At 63.2% G+C, this 20,396-nt stretch carries 18 protein-coding genes; 11 read left to right on the top strand and 7 right to left on the bottom strand.

Annotated elements, in window-relative coordinates:
* The first annotated feature begins 195 nt into the window (after positions 1-195).
* From BM321_RS19145 to BM321_RS19130, 4 genes are all read left to right on the top strand, one after another.
* Positions 196-2,580, top strand: a complete 2,385-nt coding sequence (locus BM321_RS19145) for a hybrid sensor histidine kinase/response regulator (protein ID WP_092444026.1) — start codon at positions 196-198, stop codon at positions 2,578-2,580.
* Between the two features lie 71 nt (positions 2,581-2,651).
* On the top strand, positions 2,652-4,301 hold the full coding sequence (locus BM321_RS19140) for an acyl-CoA dehydrogenase family protein (protein ID WP_092444024.1): 1,650 nt from the start codon (positions 2,652-2,654) through the stop codon (positions 4,299-4,301).
* Positions 4,302-4,632: 331 nt separating this feature from the next.
* The gene (gene amn, locus BM321_RS19135) at positions 4,633-6,132 is read left to right on the top strand and encodes an AMP nucleosidase (RefSeq protein WP_175534966.1); all 1,500 of its coding nucleotides are present in this window, start codon (positions 4,633-4,635) and stop codon (positions 6,130-6,132) included.
* Between the two features lie 140 nt (positions 6,133-6,272).
* Positions 6,273-6,839 (top strand): pseudouridine synthase, encoded by a 567-nt coding sequence (locus BM321_RS19130; RefSeq protein WP_175534965.1) that lies wholly within the window; start codon positions 6,273-6,275, stop codon positions 6,837-6,839.
* Here BM321_RS19130 and BM321_RS19125 read toward each other — a convergent pair.
* Entirely contained in the window at positions 6,834-7,043 is a 210-nt protein-coding gene (locus BM321_RS19125) for a DUF2788 domain-containing protein (RefSeq protein WP_003185724.1), read from the bottom strand. The genes BM321_RS19130 and BM321_RS19125 overlap by 6 nt on opposite strands.
* Before the next feature lie 241 nt (positions 7,044-7,284).
* Entirely contained in the window at positions 7,285-7,764 is a 480-nt protein-coding gene (locus BM321_RS19120) for an Lrp/AsnC family transcriptional regulator (RefSeq protein ID WP_003185723.1), read from the bottom strand.
* A gap of 414 nt (positions 7,765-8,178) precedes the next feature.
* Between BM321_RS19120 and BM321_RS19110 the strand changes: the two genes are divergently transcribed.
* Entirely contained in the window at positions 8,179-9,192 is a 1,014-nt protein-coding gene (locus tag BM321_RS19110) for a DUF6515 family protein (protein WP_092444021.1), read from the top strand.
* A gap of 80 nt (positions 9,193-9,272) precedes the next feature.
* Here the strand turns inward: BM321_RS19110 and BM321_RS19105 are convergent, their stop codons facing one another.
* On the bottom strand, positions 9,273-10,166 hold the full coding sequence (locus tag BM321_RS19105; RefSeq protein WP_092205257.1) for a cation diffusion facilitator family transporter: 894 nt from the start codon (positions 10,164-10,166) through the stop codon (positions 9,273-9,275).
* 28 nt (positions 10,167-10,194) lie between these two features.
* Entirely contained in the window at positions 10,195-10,614 is a 420-nt protein-coding gene (locus tag BM321_RS19100) for a hypothetical protein (RefSeq protein WP_060740501.1), read from the bottom strand.
* 98 nt (positions 10,615-10,712) lie between these two features.
* Between BM321_RS19100 and hrpB the strand changes: the two genes are divergently transcribed.
* A complete protein-coding gene (gene hrpB / locus BM321_RS19095; RefSeq protein WP_092444019.1) occupies positions 10,713-13,229 on the top strand; it encodes an ATP-dependent helicase HrpB in 2,517 nt (838 codons plus the stop codon).
* Between the two features lie 135 nt (positions 13,230-13,364).
* Here the strand turns inward: hrpB and BM321_RS19090 are convergent, their stop codons facing one another.
* Positions 13,365-14,444: an endonuclease/exonuclease/phosphatase family protein gene (locus tag BM321_RS19090; protein WP_092444017.1), complete on the bottom strand. Its 1,080-nt coding sequence runs from the start codon at positions 14,442-14,444 to the stop codon at positions 13,365-13,367.
* Between the two features lie 90 nt (positions 14,445-14,534).
* Entirely contained in the window at positions 14,535-15,197 is a 663-nt protein-coding gene (locus tag BM321_RS19085; RefSeq protein ID WP_092173946.1) for a YciC family protein, read from the bottom strand.
* A 175-nt stretch (positions 15,198-15,372) separates the two neighbouring features.
* On the opposite strand from BM321_RS19085, the gene BM321_RS19080 reads away from it, so the two are divergent.
* The 3 genes from BM321_RS19080 (at position 15,373) to BM321_RS19070 (ending at position 17,363) form a co-directional block, all read left to right on the top strand.
* Positions 15,373-16,122, top strand: a complete 750-nt coding sequence (locus tag BM321_RS19080) for a DUF2076 domain-containing protein (protein ID WP_092444015.1) — start codon at positions 15,373-15,375, stop codon at positions 16,120-16,122.
* A gap of 128 nt (positions 16,123-16,250) precedes the next feature.
* Positions 16,251-16,730, top strand: coding sequence for a LabA-like NYN domain-containing protein (locus BM321_RS19075; RefSeq protein WP_092173954.1), 480 nt, complete (start codon positions 16,251-16,253; stop codon positions 16,728-16,730).
* A gap of 21 nt (positions 16,731-16,751) precedes the next feature.
* A complete protein-coding gene (locus BM321_RS19070) occupies positions 16,752-17,363 on the top strand; it encodes a 3'-5' exonuclease (RefSeq protein ID WP_057451857.1) in 612 nt (203 codons plus the stop codon).
* Between the two features lie 117 nt (positions 17,364-17,480).
* Here BM321_RS19070 and BM321_RS19065 read toward each other — a convergent pair whose 3' ends face one another.
* Positions 17,481-17,933 (bottom strand): Lrp/AsnC family transcriptional regulator, encoded by a 453-nt coding sequence (locus BM321_RS19065; RefSeq protein WP_092444013.1) that lies wholly within the window; start codon positions 17,931-17,933, stop codon positions 17,481-17,483.
* A 161-nt stretch (positions 17,934-18,094) separates the two neighbouring features.
* Between BM321_RS19065 and yedA the strand changes: the two genes are divergently transcribed.
* Positions 18,095-18,997, top strand: coding sequence for a drug/metabolite exporter YedA (yedA, locus tag BM321_RS19060; RefSeq protein WP_092444011.1), 903 nt, complete (start codon positions 18,095-18,097; stop codon positions 18,995-18,997).
* A 58-nt stretch (positions 18,998-19,055) separates the two neighbouring features.
* Positions 19,056-20,393, top strand: coding sequence for an RNA helicase RhlE1 (locus tag BM321_RS19055; RefSeq protein WP_092258415.1), 1,338 nt, complete (start codon positions 19,056-19,058; stop codon positions 20,391-20,393).
* The last annotated feature ends 3 nt before the right edge of the window (positions 20,394-20,396 follow it).

The following is a 20,396-nucleotide window of genomic DNA, read 5'->3' as shown; positions in this document are numbered from 1 at the left end:
ACAGCTCTATCTCAATGCTTTGCTCTGAAACGCCCGTTCTAGAGCCTTCTGTAGGAAAAATTTCAATGGTGCAAATTGGCCATCAACGGCTATGCTAGAGATGGATCCAACACATAACAGGTAATGCCGGTTTTACGTCTACTCAGGGAATGGGGGGCTTCCTGACTCAACCGGACAGGCCACGCTGGGGCTTAAATGCGCTATTTGCTGATGTTACTGCTGTGCTTGTCCCCTCTGGCAAGTGCCCTGGAATTCGATGAATTCACCCAAAGCCTACCCTTGGGCCATGCCTTGCAAGTGTTCGAGGACGCGGGCGGCACGGCTACCCTGGATGAGGTCCTGACCCAGTCCGCGGCGGGTGCTTTCAAGCCCCACGACGAAGCTACGCTGAACGCCGGTTACTCGCGATCAGCCTTCTGGTTGAAAATCGACCTGCACTATCGCCCCGACAATCCGGGCGCCCAGCGCACCTGGCTGCTGGAGCTGGCATACCCGCCGCTGGACCACCTCGACTTGTACCTGCCCGACGCGGCGGGGACTTATCGCCTGGTTCGCCAGACCGGTGATGCGTTGCCGTTCGCCAGCCGCGAGATCCGCCAGAACAATTACCTGTTCAGCCTGGCGTTCAAACCCGAACAGCAACAGACCGTCTATTTGCGCCTGCAAAGCCAGGGTTCGATCCAGGCGCCGTTGACGCTGTGGTCGAGCACCGCGTACCTCGAGCAACAGCCGGTGCGCCTGTATGTGCTGGGCATCATCTATGGCGTACTGCTGGGGATGCTGGTGTACAACCTGTTCATCTACCTGAGCGTGCGCGATACCAGCTACCTCTACTACATCTTCTACATCGCCTCGTTCGGCCTGTACCAGTTGTCGGTCAACGGTGCCGCCGTGGAGTACTTCTGGCCGGACAACCCCTGGTGGGCCAACGCCGCGACGCCGTTCTTCATCGGCTGTGCGGGTCTGTTTGGCAGCCAGTTCGCCCGCAGCTTCCTGCAAACCGCCCGGCATGGCCGCTGGATGGACCGCATGCTGCTGGCACTGATCGGCTACAGCGCCGTGGTCATCAGCCTGTCGCTGATGACCAGCTATGCCCTGGCCCTGCGCCTGGCGACGGCGCTGGCGCTGGTGTTCACGGTGGCGATCTTCGCCGCGGGGCTGTTCGCCTGGTGGCGTGGCCTGCGGGTGGCGCGTTATTTCATCATTGCCTGGTCGGCGTTTCTGCTGGGGGGCATCATCAATACCTTGATGGTGCTGGGCTACCTGCCGAACGTCTTCCTGACCATGTACGCCAGCCAGATCGGTTCGGCCATCGAAGTGGCGCTGTTGTCCCTGGCCTTGGCCGACCGCATCAATGCCATGCGCGAACAGCAGGCCCAGACCCTGTTGGACGCCGGGCAGAAACTCGAAGTGCTCAACCAGCAACTGGCCCACGGCAACAAGCTCAAGGATGAATTCCTCGCCACCTTGACCCACGAACTGCGCACGCCGATGAATGGCGTGATCGGTTCCCTGGAGTTGATGGAAACCGTCGAGATGAACGAGGAACTGACCCAGTATCAACAGACCGCCGCCGGATCGGCGCGGGACATGATGCGCATGGTCAATGGCATCCTCACCCTCACCGAGTTGCAGGCCGGCAAGCTCAAGGTCTATCCGGCGCCGTTCAGCTTGCGTGGGGTGATCGATGCGCTGCAGGTGCAGTTCGGCGCCAATGCCGCGGCCAAGGGCCTGGATTTCAGGGTCGACGTGTCCCCGGGCCTGGCGGACCGGTTGATCGGCGACAGCGGCAAACTGGCTCAATGCCTGGAATGCTTGCTGGACAACGCGATCAAGTTCACCCGGTTGGGCGGCCTGGCGCTGCGCGTCAGCGGTCGGCCGACGGAGCTCGATCGGCTGGTGCTGTCGTTTGCCGTCATCGACACCGGGATCGGCTTTACCGACCTGGGGGAAGCGACCTTGTACCAGCGCTTCTTCCAGCTCGACGGCTCGATGACCCGCGAATATGGCGGTCTCGGCGTGGGCTTGGCCATCTGTCGGCAACTGGTGGAACTGCTGGGCGGGCGCCTGACCCACACGTCCGAGCCCGGTCGCGGCAGCCGGTTCCAGTTGGACGTGGAGTTTGACGTGGCCTTGCCGGCGGCGGTCCCGACGCCGTTTTCCTTCGGTGGCCGCCAGGGCTCGCGCCAGCCCCAGGATTGCACGGTGCTGCTGGCGGATGACAACAACATCGATCAGTTGGTCATGCGTGGCATGTTGCTCAAGTTGGGTTATCGGGTGCGCACCGCCGACAGTGGCCGCGCCGCGCTGGATTTGCTGCACGGCGAGCGCTTTGACGCGGTGCTGCTCGATTGCCAGTCGCCGCCGCTGGACGGTGTGTCGGTCTGCTGCCAGATCCGCGCGTTGTCTGGCTGCGAAGAGCTGCCGGTACTGGTGGTCAGCCCGAACCTGGGGCAGGAGCGCTGTCCCTCGGGTGCGTTGATCGACTACCTGAGCAAACCGGTGAAATTCGACGCATTGCAGGCCACGCTCCAACGCCGGGTGCTTTGCCCAAGGCAGGGTGAAAGCGCCGATATTTAGGCGTATATGACACTTTGTTCGGCCTGGAGGCGGTGCTTAACTGAATCCCTGGACGATCGAGGAGCCCTGTCATGAACCTGCACCAGTTCGCTGAAACCCACGATGTCACCAATCAACCGCCGTCCCTGGATGGCGCCAACCTGTACCGCATCGACCTGCCGTTGCAGCAGTGGTCGCAGCGCTTTGGGGCTGGCTGGGCGCAGGCGCGGATCGATGCGTATGGGGCACTGGCCGGCGGGCCGTTGATGGAAGCGGGCTTCCTGGCCAATCAGAACAAGCCGGTTTTTTCCAGCCATGACCGTTACGGCCATCGCATCGATCTGGTGGAATTCCATCCCGCTTATCATCAGTTGATGCGCACCGCCGTCGAGCATGGCCTGCCGAGCTTGCCTTGGGCCCATCCACAGCCCGGCGCCCATGTCGCCCGGGCGTCGATGACCTATCTGCACAGCCAGGCCGAAGCCGGTACGGGTTGCCCGTTGACCATGACCTTCGCCAGCGTGCCGGCGCTGCGCCTGCAACCGGATCTGGCCGAGCGCTGGCTGCCGAAGGTGCTGGCCACCGAGTACGACCCGCGCAACGTCGGCATGGCCCACAAGGCCGGGGTGACCCTGGGCATGGCGATGACCGAAAAACAGGGCGGCACCGATGTGCGGGCCAACACCACCAAGGCCTATCCGGTGGGTGCCAGCGGCCCGGGCCAGGCCTATGAGCTGGTGGGGCACAAATGGTTCTGTTCGGCACCGATGTGCGACGCTTTCCTCACCTTGGCCCAAACCGACAAGGGCCTGACCTGTTTCCTGCTGCCGCGCCATCGTCCCGACGACACGCGTAATCAGTTCTACATCCAGCGCTTGAAGAACAAGCTGGGTAACTGTTCCAACGCCTCCAGCGAAGTCGAGTTCCGTGGCGCCCTGGCCTGGATGGTCGGCGAAGAAGGCCGCGGCGTGCCGACGATCATCGAGATGGTGGCCATGACCCGCTTCGATTGCATGGTCGGTTCCAGCGCCCTGATGCGCCAGGCGCTGACCCAGGCCAGCCATCACTGCGCGCACCGCAAGGTCGGTGGCAAGCCGTTGAGCGAACAGCCGCTGATGCAGAACGTCCTGGCTGACCTGGCGTTGGAAAGCGAGGCCGCCCTGGCCTTGAGCCTGCGCATGGGCCGGGCGCTGGACCATTTGAATGACGAGCATGAGGCCAAGTTCGCCCGGCTGGTGACGGCGGTGGGCAAATACTGGATCTGCAAGCGCGCCCCCGGGATGATCAACGAAGCCGCCGAATGCATGGGCGGCGCCGGCTACGTCGAAGACAGCATCCTGCCGCGCCTGTACCGTGAAGCGCCGGTCAACTCGACGTGGGAAGGCTCCGGCAACGTGCAATGCCTGGATGTGTTGCGTGCCCTGTCCAAGGAACCAGGTGTGCTGGAGGTCTTGTTCAGCGAACTGGGCGACGGCCATGGCGACAAGCGCCTGGCCGGGCACATCCACCAATTGCACACAGCCTTCAAGGACACCGACGACATCCAGTACCGCGCCCGGCAATTGACCGAAGACATCGCCGTCGGCCTGCAAGCCAAGCTGTTGCTGGAGGCGGGGAACAGTGCAGTCAGCGATGCTTTTATCGCCAGTCGCCTGGGTTCGACCGGCCGGGTGTACGGTGCTCTGCCTCGGGGCTTGAATGTCGAGGCCATCGTTACCCGCTCGACCCCGCACGCCTTTTAGAAACACCACATACCCCTGTGGGAGCGAGCTTGCTCGCGATGGCGTCAGTACATCCAACCTCTATGGTGACTGACACACCGCTATCGCGAGCAAGCTCGCTCCCACAGTGGACCTGAGTTGTACACAACATCTAATTACGCCATCGAACTCTGTGGGAGCGAGCTTGCTCGCGAAGGCGTCAGTACATCCAACCTCTATGGTGACTGACATACCGCTATCGCGAGCAAGCTCGCTCCCACAGGGGCTGCGGTGAAATGAAAGTATTAATTGTGGGTGAATGATCAAGCGCGCCAATACGCCACTGTTCCCGTCGGGCGGCGATGCAGGCAAGATGAAGGCCTGCAAGTCAGAACACAGGAAGCTGATCGTGACCGAAGCGTTTATTGTCGTTCAAACCGCTGAACAAGCCGTGGATCGTCTAGCGGCCCTGCACGAGCGTGCGACCACCGCGCTGAACCAGGCGCTGATGCGTTATCTCAAGGACCGCATCGAGCCGGATGCCAAGCAGCGTGCATTGTTTCGCTATCCCGCCTTGCGCCTGACCTACCACTGCCACGGTGAAGTCCCGCAAACTACGCGGGCCTATGCCAAGGTCCAGTTGCCCGGCACCTACAGCGTCACCGTTACCCATCCCGCCGCGTTCCGTAAATACCTGCTGGAACAACTGGTCCCATTGATGCACGACTTTACCGTCACCGTGGAAGTGGGCGTCAGCGAGCAGAACATTCCGTACCCGTACGTGGTGGAGCAGGGCGACGAACTGGCCGGCTCCGGCGTGACCGCCGCCGTGCTGGCGCGGGTATTCCCCAGCACCGACCTGTCGGCCGCCAGCGATGGCATCGCCGACGGCCTCTACGACTGGGAAAACACCGACCCGCTGCCCCTGGCGCTGTTCGATGCCGCGCGGGTGGACTTTTCCCTGCGCCGGCTGGTGCACTACACCGGCAGCGACTGGCGCCATGTGCAGCCGTGGATCCTGCTGACCAACTACCACCGCTATGTCGACCAGTTCATCGTCCATGGCCTGGAGCAGTTGCGCAGCGACCCGCGCTTTGTGCGCATGGTCCTGCCGGGCAACGTGATCATCGACAAGAACATGGACCATGGCGAAGCGTCGGCCATCGCTGCCGGCGTGGTCTGGCACCGTTACCAGATGCCGGCTTATCACCTGCAGACCAACGACGGCCATGGCGTCACCCTGGTGAACATCGGCGTCGGCCCGTCCAACGCCAAGAACATCACCGACCACCTGGCCGTGCTGCGCCCGCATTGCTGGCTGATGATCGGCCACTGCGGCGGGCTGCGGCAGTCCCAGACCATCGGTGACTACGTGCTGGCCCACGCCTACATGCGTCGCGATGGCATCCTCGACCGGGTGGTGCCGCCGAACATTCCGATTCCAGCCCTGGCCGAAGTGCAGATGGCGCTTCAGCAGGCGGCGGCGAACATCACCGGCGAGAAGGGCGATGAGCTGAAAAAGCGTCTGCGCACCGGCACCGTGCTGACTTACGACGATCGCAACTGGGAACTGCGCTGGGCCCAGGAACGTCCGCTGATCAACCTGTCCCGCGCCGTGGCGGTGGACATGGAAAGCGGCACCATCGCCGCCCAGGGTTATCGTCTGCGAGTGCCCTATGGCACGTTGCTGTGTGTCTCGGACAAACCGCTGCACAGCGAGATCAAGCTGCCGGGCTCGGCCAACGCGTTCTATGAGCGAGCGGTCAACCAGCACCTGAAGATCGGCATCGAGGCGCTGGACCTGTTGCGCACCGAACTCAACTCGTTGCATTCGCGCAAACTGCGCAGCTTTGACGAGCCGCCGTTCCGCTGATCGGAGGGTGGTCATTTAACGGTCGGGCCACTAGCATGGTCGGCCCCGACCGTTAGATGTTTGTATTCGCCATGCCCCGTCCTCCACGCCCCGCTTCCCGTCGCCCTGGCGCGAAGCTTCCCGCCGCTGCGCCGCGCCGTGTGGCCAAGGCTCCGCCGGCCGAACCAAAGCTGATCCTGTTCAACAAACCCTTCGACGTGCTGACGCAATTCAGCGACGGTGAGGGGCGGGCGACGCTCAAGGATTTCATCGATGTACCGGGCATCTACCCGGCCGGGCGGCTGGATCGCGACAGCGAAGGTTTGCTGTTGCTGACCAACGATGGGCAATTGCAGGCGCGTATCGCCGATCCCAAGCACAAGCTGGCCAAGACCTATTGGGTGCAAGTAGAGGGTGAGCCGAGTGCCGAACAGCTGCAGCGTTTGCGCGAGGGCGTGGAGCTGAACGACGGCATGACGTTGCCGGCCGAGGCGCGCCCATTGGACGAACCGCAATTGTGGCCGCGCAACCCGCCGGTGCGTTTTCGTAAAAGCGTGCCCACGAGCTGGCTGGAGCTGGTGATTCGCGAAGGGCGCAACCGCCAGGTACGGCGCATGACCGCTGCGGTAGGCTTGCCGACACTGCGCCTGGTGCGGGTCAGGATCGGCGACTGGACCATTGAAGGCCTTGATCAAGGCCAATGGAAGGAAGTCCCGGCGCGCTTATAACGCCCCAGACTCGATCAGGCCGATTACCACGCTCTTGATGACGAATGCCGCCACGCCGAGGCCCAGCACGAAAAACAGGATGAACGAGCCAAAACGCCCGGCCTTGGACTTCTTTGCCAGGTCCCAGACGATGAAGCCCATGAAAATGATCAGGATGCTGACCAGGCCGGTCATCATCCACTCTTCGAAAACAGCAGGATCCATCAGGACACTCCGGCGTGGGCGGGATTGAAAAGGCGCGGCGAGTATAAGGCATGGTTGGCGGGCGAGGGATTGGCCTGCGGCGGTGTGTCGCAGCTATTCATCGCCCGGCAAGTACTCTGGATCGTTCCCACGCTCCGCGTGGGAATGCAGCCCCGGGACGCTCTGCGTCCCCAAGAGCCGAACGCGGAGCGTCCGTAGAGGCGTTACCACGCGGAGCGTGGGAACGATCTGAATGGCGTTCTCAGCTGCGCAGGTGAGTCAACGGCAACTCGGTGCTGTTGAGCACCTGGTTCAGCACAAAGCTGGAGCGCACGCTGGTGACGCCATCGATCCGGGTCAGGTGCCCCAACAGCAGTTTCTGGTAATGGTCCATGTCCGGCACCACGACCTTGAGCTGGTAGTCCGCGTCCATGCCGGTGACCAAGCTGCATTCCAGTACCTGCGGCAGGTTGCGGATGGCGGCTTCGAAATTCTCGAAGCGCTCGGGTGTGTGGCGGTCCATGCCGATCAGCACATAAGCCGTCAGGCTCAGGCCCAGTAGCTTGCGGTCGAGCAGGGCGACCTGGCGGGTGATGTAGCCGTCATCCTCCAACTGCTTGACCCGCCGCGAGCAGGGGGAGGGCGACAGGCCGATGCGTTCGGCCAGTTCCTGGTTGGAGATGCGCGCATCGCGCTGCAATTCCGCCAGAATGCTCAGGTCGTAGCGGTCGAGTTTGCTCATCGGTCAGGCCTTAATCTTGATAATTGCGGAGGATTATCTATCCGGGGTTAAAAATTGCGCAAGTGATGTTTATTTCCGCAATCTTCGCAATCATCTGTCGGCACCCCAGCCTTATGCTTACCACCAAGATCACTGCTCGGACAAACAGTCCAGTGCGGCCCGCCCAATCAGGCCGGCTGCGGTCGCAGTACCCACCGGTACTGGCAGACCCCCGAGCTGCACACCGTCCAGAAGACGGCGTGAGGTGAGCCGACGTCATAAGCGTCGAGCACGGACGAAATTCTCAAGGGGAGGCCGACGGGTCTCCCTTTTTTAATGTCTGCGAAATAAACCCCGTGGCTGATAATCTGTCGCAGAACCGGCCTGGGCTTTCCCAGTCTTATCATCAGGCCCTGAACCGTTGTGAGGAATTTCATGAAGTCGCGCATCTGGCGTTTGGCAGGTGTTGGTCTGTTGTGGGCAAGTGTCAGTGCGCAAGGAATGGCCGACGATCAGCAAAACCGTGGCGGCCCGGATGGCAATCGCGGCCCGGACGGGCGCGGCGGCAACGGCCAGGGTTACCCGGCGCAGCAACGGTCGCAAAACAACGAAATCATTCGGGGCGACAACAGTCGCCAGTTCGAGGTCACGCCGCAGAACCCGGGCGGACAACGCTACGATCGTCCACCGCAGGACCCTAACGCTCACGGTCGTCCGCCGCAGCCACCGCCCGGCAACAACTTGCCCATCCAGGGCCGGCCCGACAGCGTGACCCAGACCCGCGACCCGCAACCGGGGTATTACCGCGATATCCCTCGGCGCAACGATGGCTATCCGAACGCAGGTCCAGGTCCGCGACCAGACCATGACGGTCGTCCCGGCCAGCATTGGCCCGGTCGGCCGGATGGGCATGGCAACGGTTGGGGCCCTGGGCCGCAATACCGTCCGGGTTATGTGATCGACCGTTTCCCGGATCGCAACTACCGCGTGCCCTATCGCGGCCAGGACTATTTCTATTCCGGCGGCTACTGGTATCGCCCGCAAGGACCGCGTTACGTGGTGGTCGCGCCACCGCGGGGCATCCGCACCCGTTACCTGCCCGATTACGCCCGGGAAGTGTGGATCGGCAGTTCGCTGTTCTTCCTCGCGGCCGGCGCCTATTACATCTACGAAGCCAACACCCAGGATTATGTCGTGGTCGATGCGCCGGTCGCCAACCCGCAGCCGCAACCCCAGGGCAACAGTTTCGATGTGGTGGCCTATCCGGCCAACGGCCAGTCGCCCGAGCAGGTCAATCAGGATGGCTACGACTGCTATCGCTGGGCGGTGCAGCAGAGCGGGTTCGATCCGCGCAACTACACCTACCCGCCGGCACCGGAAGTGGTGCAGACCTATCGCCAGGCCCAGGGCAGTTGCTTGAGCAGCCGTGGGTATCAGGTGACGTACTGAGTATTCGTCGCTGAATCAGAGTCGGACACCTGCTTCTGTGGTGAGGGGATAAATCCCCTCACCACATTCTGTGTTCGGCATCAAGCGCTGGCGCGCTTCACCACGTCCGACGGATCGGCATGCACCAGCACTTCGGCCTTCGGATAAGCGCGGTGGATGGCATCGGCGGCCTGGTCGCTGATGCCATGGGCCACTGACAGGGTCAGGTCCCCCGGCAACTCCAGGTGCAGTTGCACGAACCAGTGGTTGCCCGAGACCCGCGTACGCAGGTCATGGGCGCCAAGCACGCCGGGCACGGCGCAGGCCAGTTCCAGCATGCGCTGGCTGACGTCGGGCGGCAGTTCTTCATCCATCAGCACCGCGAAGCTTTCCCGGGCGATCTGGATGGCGCTCCACAAGATGTACGCGGCAATCCCCAGGCCGAACCAGGCGTCGAGTTGATACCAACCGAACCCGGCCAATACCAGCGCGACCAGGATGCTGCCGTTGAGCAACAGGTCGGAGCGATAGTGCAGCGAGTCGGCGCGCACGGCGTTGGAGCCGGTGGCGCGGATGACCCGATGTTGCAACGCCAGCAGCGCCAGGGTCAGCCCCAGGGAAAACACGATCACCCCGACGCTGAGCCAGGGCGCCTCCACCGGCACCGGGTTCTTCAGGCGTTCGAAGGCCTGCAAGGCAATCAATGTGGCACTGCCACCGATGAACAGTGCCTGGGCCATGCCGGCCAGGGATTCGGCCTTGCCATGACCGTAGCGATGGTCATCGTCGGCGGGGCGCAATGCGTAGTGCACCGCCAGCAGGTTGAGCAGCGAGGTGACGCCGTCCAGGGCCGAGTCGGTCAGGCCGGCGAGCATGCTCACCGAACCGCTGAGCCACCAGGCCAGGGCCTTGGCGATCACCAGTGTGAGCGCCACGGCCACCGAGGCGCGGGTGGCCAGGCGCAGCAGGCGAGCGTGTTCGGTGCTGGTGGTCATGGCGCGGTCGTTCCTTCAGTGGCGCCGGTCATGCGGCCGGTTTGAGGCCGAGGGTGGCCAGTTGCTGCGCGCTGCCTTTGTGCTGGATCAGTCGAGGATCGTCCAGCGGGAAGCTGCGGCCCAGTTCGCGTTCCAGGATCGCCTGCAGTTTTTGGTTATTGACCGTGCCGTCGGGGTTGATGGCCGGCTTGAGTTTCTCTGGCTCGATCTGGACGCTGCGGCCCGGTTCGAAATAGATGGCGCCGGTGGCAAAGTCCACGGCGAACGCGATCAGGCCGGGGATGATGTAGAACAGCAGGCCGACGGCATCGAGGGCGGCGATGGCCGGGTCGATCTTGCCGTCGATCTGGCCGCGACGGTCCGGGTAGAAGATCGAGCCACAGGCGCTGATTTGAGTCAGCAGGGAGGCGACCAGCACGCCACCGATCACGCGAAAGGGAATACGCATAGCAATCTCCTGAACAGGTAGTAGAGGCGTTGCTGGTTGGAGTCCAGACCACGCTAAACAGTTCGCCGTTATACTCGGCCCTCTGTTTTGGAGCCAGCATGATTTCTTTGCCGATCGATGAAGTTTTACCCGCCCTGCGCCAAGCCCTGGCATCGCGCCACGAAGCCGTGCTCGAAGCACCGCCCGGTGCCGGTAAAACCACCCGTGTTCCCCTGTCCTTGCTGAACGAGCCCTGGCTGGCCGGACAGACCATCCTGATGCTCGAACCCCGGCGCCTGGCGGCACGGGCGGCGGCCGAGCGGCTGGCCAGCGAACTGGGGGAGAAGGTCGGTGAAACCGTCGGCTACCGGATTCGTCTCGACAGCAAGGTCGGGCCCAGGACCCGCATTGAAGTGGTCACCGAAGGCATCCTCACCCGCCGCTTGCAGGACGATCCGGCGCTGGAAGGGGTGGGGCTGCTGATTTTCGATGAGTTCCACGAACGCAGCCTCGATGCCGACCTGGCCCTGGCCTTGAGCCTCAACGGCCGCGAACTGTTTCGCGAAGAGCAGCCGCTCAAGATCCTGCTGATGTCCGCGACCCTGGAAGGCGAACGCCTGGCCGGGTTGTTGAACAACGCGCCGATCCTGCGCAGCGAAGGCCGCATGTTTCCGGTGACGGTACGCTGGGGGCGGCCGTTCCAGCCCGGCGAATTCATCGAGCCGCGACTGGTGCAGACCGTGCTCGAAGCGCTGCACGATGAAACCGGCAGCGTCCTGGTGTTCTTGCCCGGGCAGGCGGAGATCCGCCGGGTCCATCAGCAACTGGCCGAGGCCTTGGGCGAGGGCGGCAACGTCTTGCTCTGCCCGCTGCACGGCGAACTGGACCTCGCCGCTCAACGCGCCGCCATCGACCCCGCGCCACCCGGTCAGCGCAAAGTGGTGCTGGCCACCAACATTGCCGAAACCAGTCTGACCATCAATGGCGTACGGGTGGTGATCGACGCCGGACTGGCGCGGGTGCCGCGTTTCGATCCGGGCAGCGGCATGACCCGGCTCGACACCCAGCGCGTTTCCCGGGCCAGCGCCACCCAGCGGGCTGGTCGCGCCGGGCGCCTGGAGCCGGGGGTGTGCTACCGGTTGTGGTCCGAAGACCAGCATGAACAATTGGCCGCTTACGGTAGCGCGGAGATTCTGTCGGCGGACCTGGCCGGGTTGGCCCTGCAACTGGGGCGCTGGGGCGTGACGCCGCAGCAATTGGTCTGGCTCGACGTCCCGCCCGCCGCCGCGTATGCCCAGGCCCAGGACCTGCTGCAACGCCTGGGCGCGCTGGAGGGCGAGCAACTGACCCGCCACGGCCAGGCCATGGCCGAACTGCCGGCCCATCCGCGTATCGCGCATCTGCTGTTACGTGGCCAGGCGCTGGGGCTGGCGGACATGGCCTGCAACGTCGCTGCGCTGCTGGGCGAACGGGACATTCTGCGCGGTGCCGGCGCCGACCTGCACAGTCGCCTGGCCTTGCTGTCCGGCGAAGAACGGGCGGCGCGCGGCGCTCAGGGCGGGGTGCAGCGGGCGCGGCAACTGGCCCGGCAATATCGCGGCTATCTGCGGGGCAAGGCCGAAGAGGCCGTGGCCGATCCCGACCATCCGCGCTGGCTCGGCGCGTTGCTCGCGTTGGCCTACCCCGACCGCGTCGCCCAGCAGCGTCGGCCCGGCGGCGCGGAATATCGCCTGGCCAATGGCCGGGCGGCGCTGTTCGCCGAGGTTGACAGCCTGATGAAACAGGCGTGGCTGGTGATCGCCGACCTGGGCAGCCGCCAGGGCCAGCGGGAAGAGCGGATCTACCTGGCGACGGATTTCGACCCGGCACTGTTCGACTCGGTATTGGCCGAGCAAGTGCACACGGTGGATCAGTTGGATTGGGATGAGCGCGAAGGTGTGCTGCGGGCCGAGCGCCAGCGCAAGGTCGGCGAATTGGTGCTCAGCCGCGAACCGTTGACCGGCCTGGACGAGTCGGCCCGTAGCCAGGCCCTGGTGAACCTGGTGCGGCGCAAGGGCCTGGAATTGCTGCCCTGGACTCCGGAGTTGCGGCAATGGCAGGCGCGGGTGGCGTTGTTGCGTCGACTTGAATGGGAGGCCAAGGGCGAGAGTGAATGGCCAGACGTCAGCGATGCAGCGCTGCTGAACACCCTCGAACACTGGTTGATGCCGTATCTGGGACGGGTCTCGCGCCTCAGTCATTTCGCCAACCTGGACCTGTCGAGCATCGTCCACAACCTGTTGCCCTGGCCGTTGCCGCAACGCCTGGATGAACTGGCGCCGCACCATCTGAGCGTGCCCTCGGGCTCGTCGATCCGCCTGGACTACAGCGAACATCCACCGATCCTGGCGGTGCGCCTGCAGGAACTCTTCGGCCTGGCCGACACCCCGCGCATTGCCGGCGGACGCCAGGTGGTCAAGCTGCACCTGCTGTCACCGGCACGCCGGCCGGTGCAGGTGACCCAGGACCTGGCGAACTTCTGGCGCAGCACCTACGCCGAGGTGAAGAAGGATTTGAAGGGGCGCTACCCCAAGCATTACTGGCCGGATGATCCGCTGGTGGCGGAGGCGACGGCGCGGGTCAAGCCGCGCAAGTGAAGTGATTGCGACACAGATCCATTGTGGGAGCGAGCTTGCCCGCGATGGCGTCGGCACATCCCGACATCTGTGCTGGTTGAAAGATCGTTATCGCGAGCAAGCTCGCTCCCACATCTGTCCGGTGGTGGCTTCAAATCAAGGCGCAGCCGGCAGCAAAAAACGCGCAATCACCGGCAAGTGATCGGAGATACGCAAGGTATCGTCCTGGCGCACCTGGGCTTCGACCCGTTTGATTCGCGGGCTGTAGAACAGGTAGTCGACGGTGCGGTCGGGGCCGTTGAGGCCGGGGTCGTTCGGGTAATGGGTCAGCCAGTGCTCGCGGTCGATGCCGCTGGCTTCGTTGTTGGTGGGAATCATCGGGTATTTGTCCCACAGCAGGTGCAGCGGGCTGTCGGCGGAGTAGGGCGTGCGTTGCTCGGACGGCAGGCGTCGGTACTGGCCCAGGGGCAGCAGGTTGAAGTCGCCACCGATCAGCCAGGGCGTGCCTGCGGATTCGAATTTGTCCAGTGCCTTGGTCATGGCGGTGATTTGTCTGGGCAGGGTTTCGTCCGGTTCTGTGGCCCGTTCCAGGTGCGTGTTGAGCACCGCCAACTGGCTGCCGTCGCTCAGTGACAGGTAGCTCACCAACAAGGCATTTTTGGGCTGGAACTGACGGCTGATGAAGTTGGCATCGGCCACCGGCAGTTGCACCCGTTCGGCATGGTCGATGCGGTAGCGACTCAGGGTCGCCAGTTGCCGGCCGACGCTGCCGAAAATGTGCGGGTCGGGGATGAAGTCGGCTTTCCAGTCGAAGGCGCTGGTGCCGCACGGGTAGAGGTCGGCGAGTCGCTCCTGCAACAGCTTGAGCTGGTCCTGGTAATCGCTGGCCTTGGCGCCCTTGTCCAGTTCCTGGAGCAACACGATGTCCGGTTGTTCGTCGCGGATGACCCGGGCCACTTCGTCGAGGCTGAAGGCCATGTCTTCCAGGGTCGGGCTTTCATCGTCGCCTTGGGCCAGGTCGTTCCAGAACACGTAGCGCTTGCCCGCGAGGAACTGGACGTTCCAGGTCATCACCTTCAAGGCTTGGCCGGGTGCCAGCGCTGCTGCATTGGCGGTGCAGCTGACCGGCACGGTTTCCCGGGGCTGTGGCCGCCAGGTCAGGCCGTAGATCGACAGGGCGGCCAGGCTGAGGATCAACAGCAGGCCCAGCAAGGTGTAGCGCAGTAGACGGATCATGGCTCGGCTTATGGGCGAAACGCAAAAGTGCTCCCGAGCATAACCGAGAGCGGTTCTCAAGCCCAAGCCCAGGGCTGTCGTCGAGTGCGATCAGCGGCGCTCGGGCTTGGCTTCGATCAGCATGAACAGGCGAAACAGCACCACGGTGGTGAACAGTTGCAGGAAGCTGTGGACGCTTTCGATCAGCAAGCTGAGCGCGGGGTTTTGGGGTGACGGATACACCGAGACGCTGGCGCCCTTGAGCAGCCACAGTGGGCCCATCACCGCGAGAATGCACAGCAGGATCCGCCAGAAGTTGCCGCGGGACAGGTTCAGGCTTTCCTTCATCGCCGCCAGGGGGGCCAGGCCCCTGAGGACCAGCAGGTATTCGCCGAAGGCCAGGGTCACCATCAGCCACAGGCCCGGCAGGAAGTACAACGACAGCCCCACCAGGATCAACAATGTGTTGAGGGCCGTCAGCAAGGCAAAGCGTGGCCACAGCGTGAGGGCCGTTGCGAGCAGGTCCCGCGTGCGTGGTGCTTCGCCGCGGCTGCGGGCGTCGAGAAACAGGATCAGCGCGGCGGTGTACAAGGGGTACACCAGCAGCCCGACGATCACGCTGTAACCGGGAAAACCGTCGGGGCCGAGGGCGCTGTCCACGCCTTGCTGCAGCAAGGCCTCGAGTATGACCAGCGGCAGGCACAACTGGGCGATCCGGCCCAAATGGCGCTTGAAGAAATACAAAGAGTCGCGCAGCACGTCAAACGGATTCATGAGTCGGTATCGCAGTTGAAAAAGCGGTCCGACACTTTAACCGATCAGGCGCCCGCACAAGCAAACGTAAACATCAGGTAAAGACCATTGAAAGCTTTCCGGCGAACCCCATTACTGATGGGCACCGGTCTTCGGGATCGGAATGGTTTCTACCCGGCAATCGAATGAGGTCGCCATGAACAGCGAAGAACAAACCCTGATCGATGGACTGTTTTCACGGCTGCAACAGGCCGAAAAGGATTCAGCCCCGCGCGACGCCCAGGCCGAGGCGCGGATCAAGGAACACCTGGCGAGCCAGCCAGCGGCGGGCTATTTCATGGCCCAGGCGATCCTGGTGCAGGAGGCTGCGATCAAGCGCCTCGATGAGCAGAACAGGCAACTGGCCCAGCAGGTCGAGCAATTGCAGGCTGATCTGCAACAAGCGCGCAAGCAAGCGCCGGCACCCAGCGGTGGCGGCGGTTTCCTCTCGAGTATCTTCGGCGGCAGCCCGAAGGATTCACGCCCGGCGAGCGCGCCGGCCTCCAGCGGTGGTGGCTGGCGCGAACCGGCGCAACCGTCCTTCAATGCCCCGCCCCAACAGGGCTTCGGCGCGCCGCCCAGCAATTATGGCGCACCGCAGCAACAAGCCCCGGCAGCGGGCAGCTTCCTCGGCGGCGCCCTGAAAACCGCGGCGGGCGTGGCGGGCGGCGTGATGCTGGCCCAAGGCATCAGCAGCCTGTTCCACAGCAATCAGCAACCGCAGGAGATCGTCGAGGTCATCAAGGAAGAACCGGCGCAACCGGTCAACGACACCGCAGGCAACGGCTGGGGCGATGACCCGCGCGTGGCCGATAACGACGCCTACGGCAACGACCAGGGCGGGTTCAGCGACGCGGACTACAGCGACGATTCATCTTCCTTCGGCGACGACGACTCCTTCGTCTGACCTGCCATTCGTCCGGGGCGCCCTGGCGCCTCGGGCCGATTATTCGCGGAACAATCCTTCGGGCTGGCATACTGGGCGACTTTTCGGCCCTGGTGGGCTGCGTACGTGTGCATCCAAGAGGAAACGCGGTGAAAAAAATTGCAGTGTTCGCCGATGTCCAGAACCTGTACTACACCGTGCGCCAGGCTTACGGTTGCCATTTCAACTACGCCGCGCTGTGGGCCGATGTCAGCAAACAGGGGCAGATCGTCGAGGCCTATGCCTATGCGATCGATCGCGGTGACAGCAAGCAGCAACAATTCCAGCAGATCCTGCGCAACCTGGGTTTCGTCGTGAAGCTCAAGCCCTACATCCAGCGCAGCGACGGCTCGGCCAAGGGCGACTGGGACGTGGGCATCACGCTGGACATCATGGACGCCGCCGACCACGTCGATGAAGTGGTGCTGGCCTCCGGCGATGGCGATTTCGACATGTTGCTCGAACGCATCATCCACAAGCACGGCGTGCAAGCCGTGGCCTACGGCGTGCCGGGGTTGACCGCCAACTCGCTGATCCGCGCCGCCAGTCGCTATGTGCCCATCGAGGGCGCGTTGTTGCTCAAGAATTGATTTTCACGGAGTTAAAAAGGTTTGGAACGCATCGCAGTCATCGACTTTGAAACCACCGGGATCACTCCGAGCAGCAGTTGCCGGGCCACTGAGATCGCGGTGGTGATGCTCGAGCAAGGCCGGATCGTCGACCGCTACCAGAGCCTGATGAATGCCGGTGTGCGCGTCCCTGCGTTTATCGAGCAACTGACCGGGATCAGCAACGCCATGCTGCGCAGCGCACCCTCGGCGGAAAAGGTCATGAACGAGGTCAACGAGTTCGTCGGCATCACGCCACTGCTGGCCCACAACGCCGCGTTCGACCAGAAGTTCTGGGATTTCGAGCTGGGACGTATCAAACGCACCCGCTTGCAGAATTTTGCCTGCTCACTGTTGCTGGCCCGGCGCCTGATGCCGGCGGCGCCGAACCACAAGCTCGGCACGCTCAATGCGTTCGCCGGCTTGCCCCACACTGGCCAGGCCCACCGGGCCATGGCCGACGCCGAAATGGCCGCCAACCTCACCGCGCACCTGGCTTCGCAGCTGCGGCAAAAGCATGGGTTGCGGGAGTTGTCCCATGATTTGCTATGCAGTTTGCAGAAAGTGCCGGCGGCGAAGATCAACGAGCATCTCAAGCGTCATCGCGGTTTCTGAACACACCGCCGGACAACTGTGGGAGCGAGCTTGCTCGCGATAGCGTCGGATCAGCCAGCCTCTCGGTGACTGACACTCCGCCATCGCGAGCAAGCTCGCTCCCACAGTTGATCAGTGTCATTTCCCATTGCCTTCCAACTGCCCCAACGGCACGCGCTTTTCAATGGCGCTGGACAGCACGATCGACGTCTTGCTGAAGCCGAACTTGGCAATGCGGTTGATCAGCTCTTCCAGCTCGGGCATCGAGCCAACCGCCGCTTGCATGATCACGCACGGATCCCCGGTGACCCGGTGGCATTCGGTCAGTTGTGGGATCTTGTACAGTTCGTCGTAGGTCTTCTGGTTGCCGTGCTGGTTCATTCGCAGTTCGATGACGCACTGCACCGGCAGGCCGATCTTCGCCATGTCGACTTTGGCTTGATAACCGGTGATGACACCGCTGGCTTCCAGTTTGCTGACCCGTTCGGCCACGGCGGGGGCTGACAGGTTCACTTTGCGGGCCAGTTCGGCGTAGGACGCACGACCGTTTTCCAACAGCGCGCTGAGCAACATGCGGTCGTATTTATCCACGGTTTGGCTTCCTGTCGGCGCGACTTTCGAAAGCGCGCTTTATAGCGCTGATCGCCGTGTTTTGAAAAGTGTATGGCCTGGATAAACAGGTTTTGTAGCTTAATTTCCGCCTGTCGCCTTTCTAGAATAGCGTCTCTCATTGTCCTGACTTCGAGCTGAACATGCCTGGCCCACGCCGTTTTCCCCTGCCATTGATCGCTGCTTTCTTTGCCTTGTACGTCATCTGGGGTTCGACCTACCTGGTGATTCGTATCGGTGTGGAGCATTGGCCGCCGCTGTTGCTGGCCGGGATTCGTTTTGTGTTGGCCGGTTCGCTGATGTACGGCTTCCTGCGCTGGCGCGGGGCGCCGGCGCCGACCTGGGCGCAGTGGAAGGCCGGGGCCATCATTGGCGTGCTGTTGCTCAGTTTCGGTAACGGTGCGGTCAGTGTGGCCGAGCACACCGGAGTGGCGTCCGGGGTCGCGGCGTTGGCGGTGGCGACGGTGCCTTTGTTTACCCTGCTGTGCGGATATTTCTGGGGTGCGCGTAATACCCGTCTGGAATGGGCGGGGATTGTGCTGGGGTTGATCGGCATCGCCATGCTCAACCTCGGTTCCAATCTGCAATCCAGCCCGTTGGGGGCGACGTTGCTGGTGTTCGCGGCGGCCTCCTGGGCCTTCGGCTCGGTGCTGAGCAAACACCTGCCGTTGCCGGCCGGGGCGATGGCCAGTGCCGTGGAAATGCTGGTGGGCGGTGTGGTGCTGTTGATCGGCAGCGTGGCCAGCGGTGAACACCTGGACAGCATGCCGCCGCTGGAGGGTTGGTTCGCGCTGGTGTACCTGACCTTGTTCGGTTCGATCATCGCCTTCAACGCCTACATGTACCTGCTCAAGCATGTGCGTCCGGCGGCGGCCACCAGCTATGCCTACGTCAACCCGGCCGTGGCGGTGTTGCTGGGCATCGTATTCGCCGGTGAAACCATCGGCATCGAGGAGGCCTTGGCGATGCTGGTGATCATCAGTGCGGTGGTGTTGATCGGCTTGCCGCAGTGGCGCAAACCCAAGCCTGCGCCGGCCGTCTCCTGATTTAGGGTAAACTGCCGCGCATTGCACACCATGCGCTGATTTTTCCTACGGTATTTCCATGACTTTCGCCACCCTTGGCCTGATCGAACCCTTGCTGCGCGCCCTCGAGACGCTCGGCTACCAGACCCCGACTCCGGTTCAGGCCCAAGCCATGCCGGCAGTGCTCGCCGGTCGCGACCTGATGGCCGCGGCCCAGACCGGCACCGGCAAGACCGCCGGCTTTGCGGTGCCGCTGTTGCAGTTGCTGACCACCGAAGGGCCGAAGGTCGCGGCCAACTCGGTGCGGGCGTTGATCCTGGTGCCGACCCGCGAGCTGGCTGAGCAGGTCCATGAAAGCGTGCGTCAGTACGCGCAAAACCTGCCGCTGAGCACCTACGCGGTGTACGGCGGTGTCAGCATCAACCCGCAGATGATGAAGCTGCGCAAAGGCGTCGACCTGCTGGTCGCCACGCCGGGTCGCTTGCTCGATCTGTTCCGCCAGAATGCGCTGAAGTTCAATCAGCTGCAGACGTTGGTGCTGGACGAAGCCGACCGCATGCTCGACTTGGGTTTCTCCGAGGAGCTGGCGAATATCTACAAGGCCCTGCCAAAGAAACGCCAGACCCTGCTGTTCTCGGCGACCTTTTCCGATGCGATCCGCCTGCTGGCCGGGCAGATGCTCAATGATCCGCTGAGCATTGAAGTCAGCCCGCGCAACGTGGCTGCCAACACCGTCAAGCAATGGGTGGTGACGGTGGACAAGAAGCGCAAGGCGGAATTGTTCGTGCACCTGATGCGCAAGCACAAGTGGAAGCAGGTGCTGGTATTCGCCAAGACCCGCAACGGCGTCGATGCGCTGGTGGAAAAACTCCAGGGCCTGGGGGTCAACGCCGACGGTATCCACGGTGACAAACCCCAGGCCACCCGCCAACGTGCGCTGGACCGCTTCAAGGCCAGCGAAGTGCAGATCCTGGTCGCCACCGACGTCGCCGCCCGTGGCTTGGACATCGAGGATTTGCCGTTGGTGGTGAACTTCGACCTGCCGATCGTGGCCGAGGACTACATCCACCGCATCGGCCGTACCGGCCGGGCGGGCGCTACCGGGCAGGCGATTTCCCTGGTCTGCGCCGATGAAGTGAATTTGCTGTCAGCCATCGAGATGTTGACCCGTCAGACATTGCCTCGCCAGATGGAACAAGACTTCGAGCCTGAGCACCGCGTGCCGGACACCGATGCCAGCGGCCAGGTGATCAAGAAGCCGAAAAAGCCGAAGAAACCGAAAGCCTCCGGGGGGGGCGGCAAGCGCAACCTGGGCAAGTGGGTGGACAGCGGCGATGCGGCGCCGGTGGAGCCTTCGGTCAAGCCGGTGCGCAAGGTGCCGGTGTTCAATACCGGGCCGCGTAAGCGTAAGCCTTGATGA

The organism is Pseudomonas sp. NFIX10, assembly GCF_900111955.1.
Taxonomy (GTDB): Bacteria; Pseudomonadota; Gammaproteobacteria; order Pseudomonadales; family Pseudomonadaceae; genus Aquipseudomonas; species Aquipseudomonas fluorescens_AA.
This window is presented reverse-complemented; position numbering and strand designations above follow the sequence as displayed.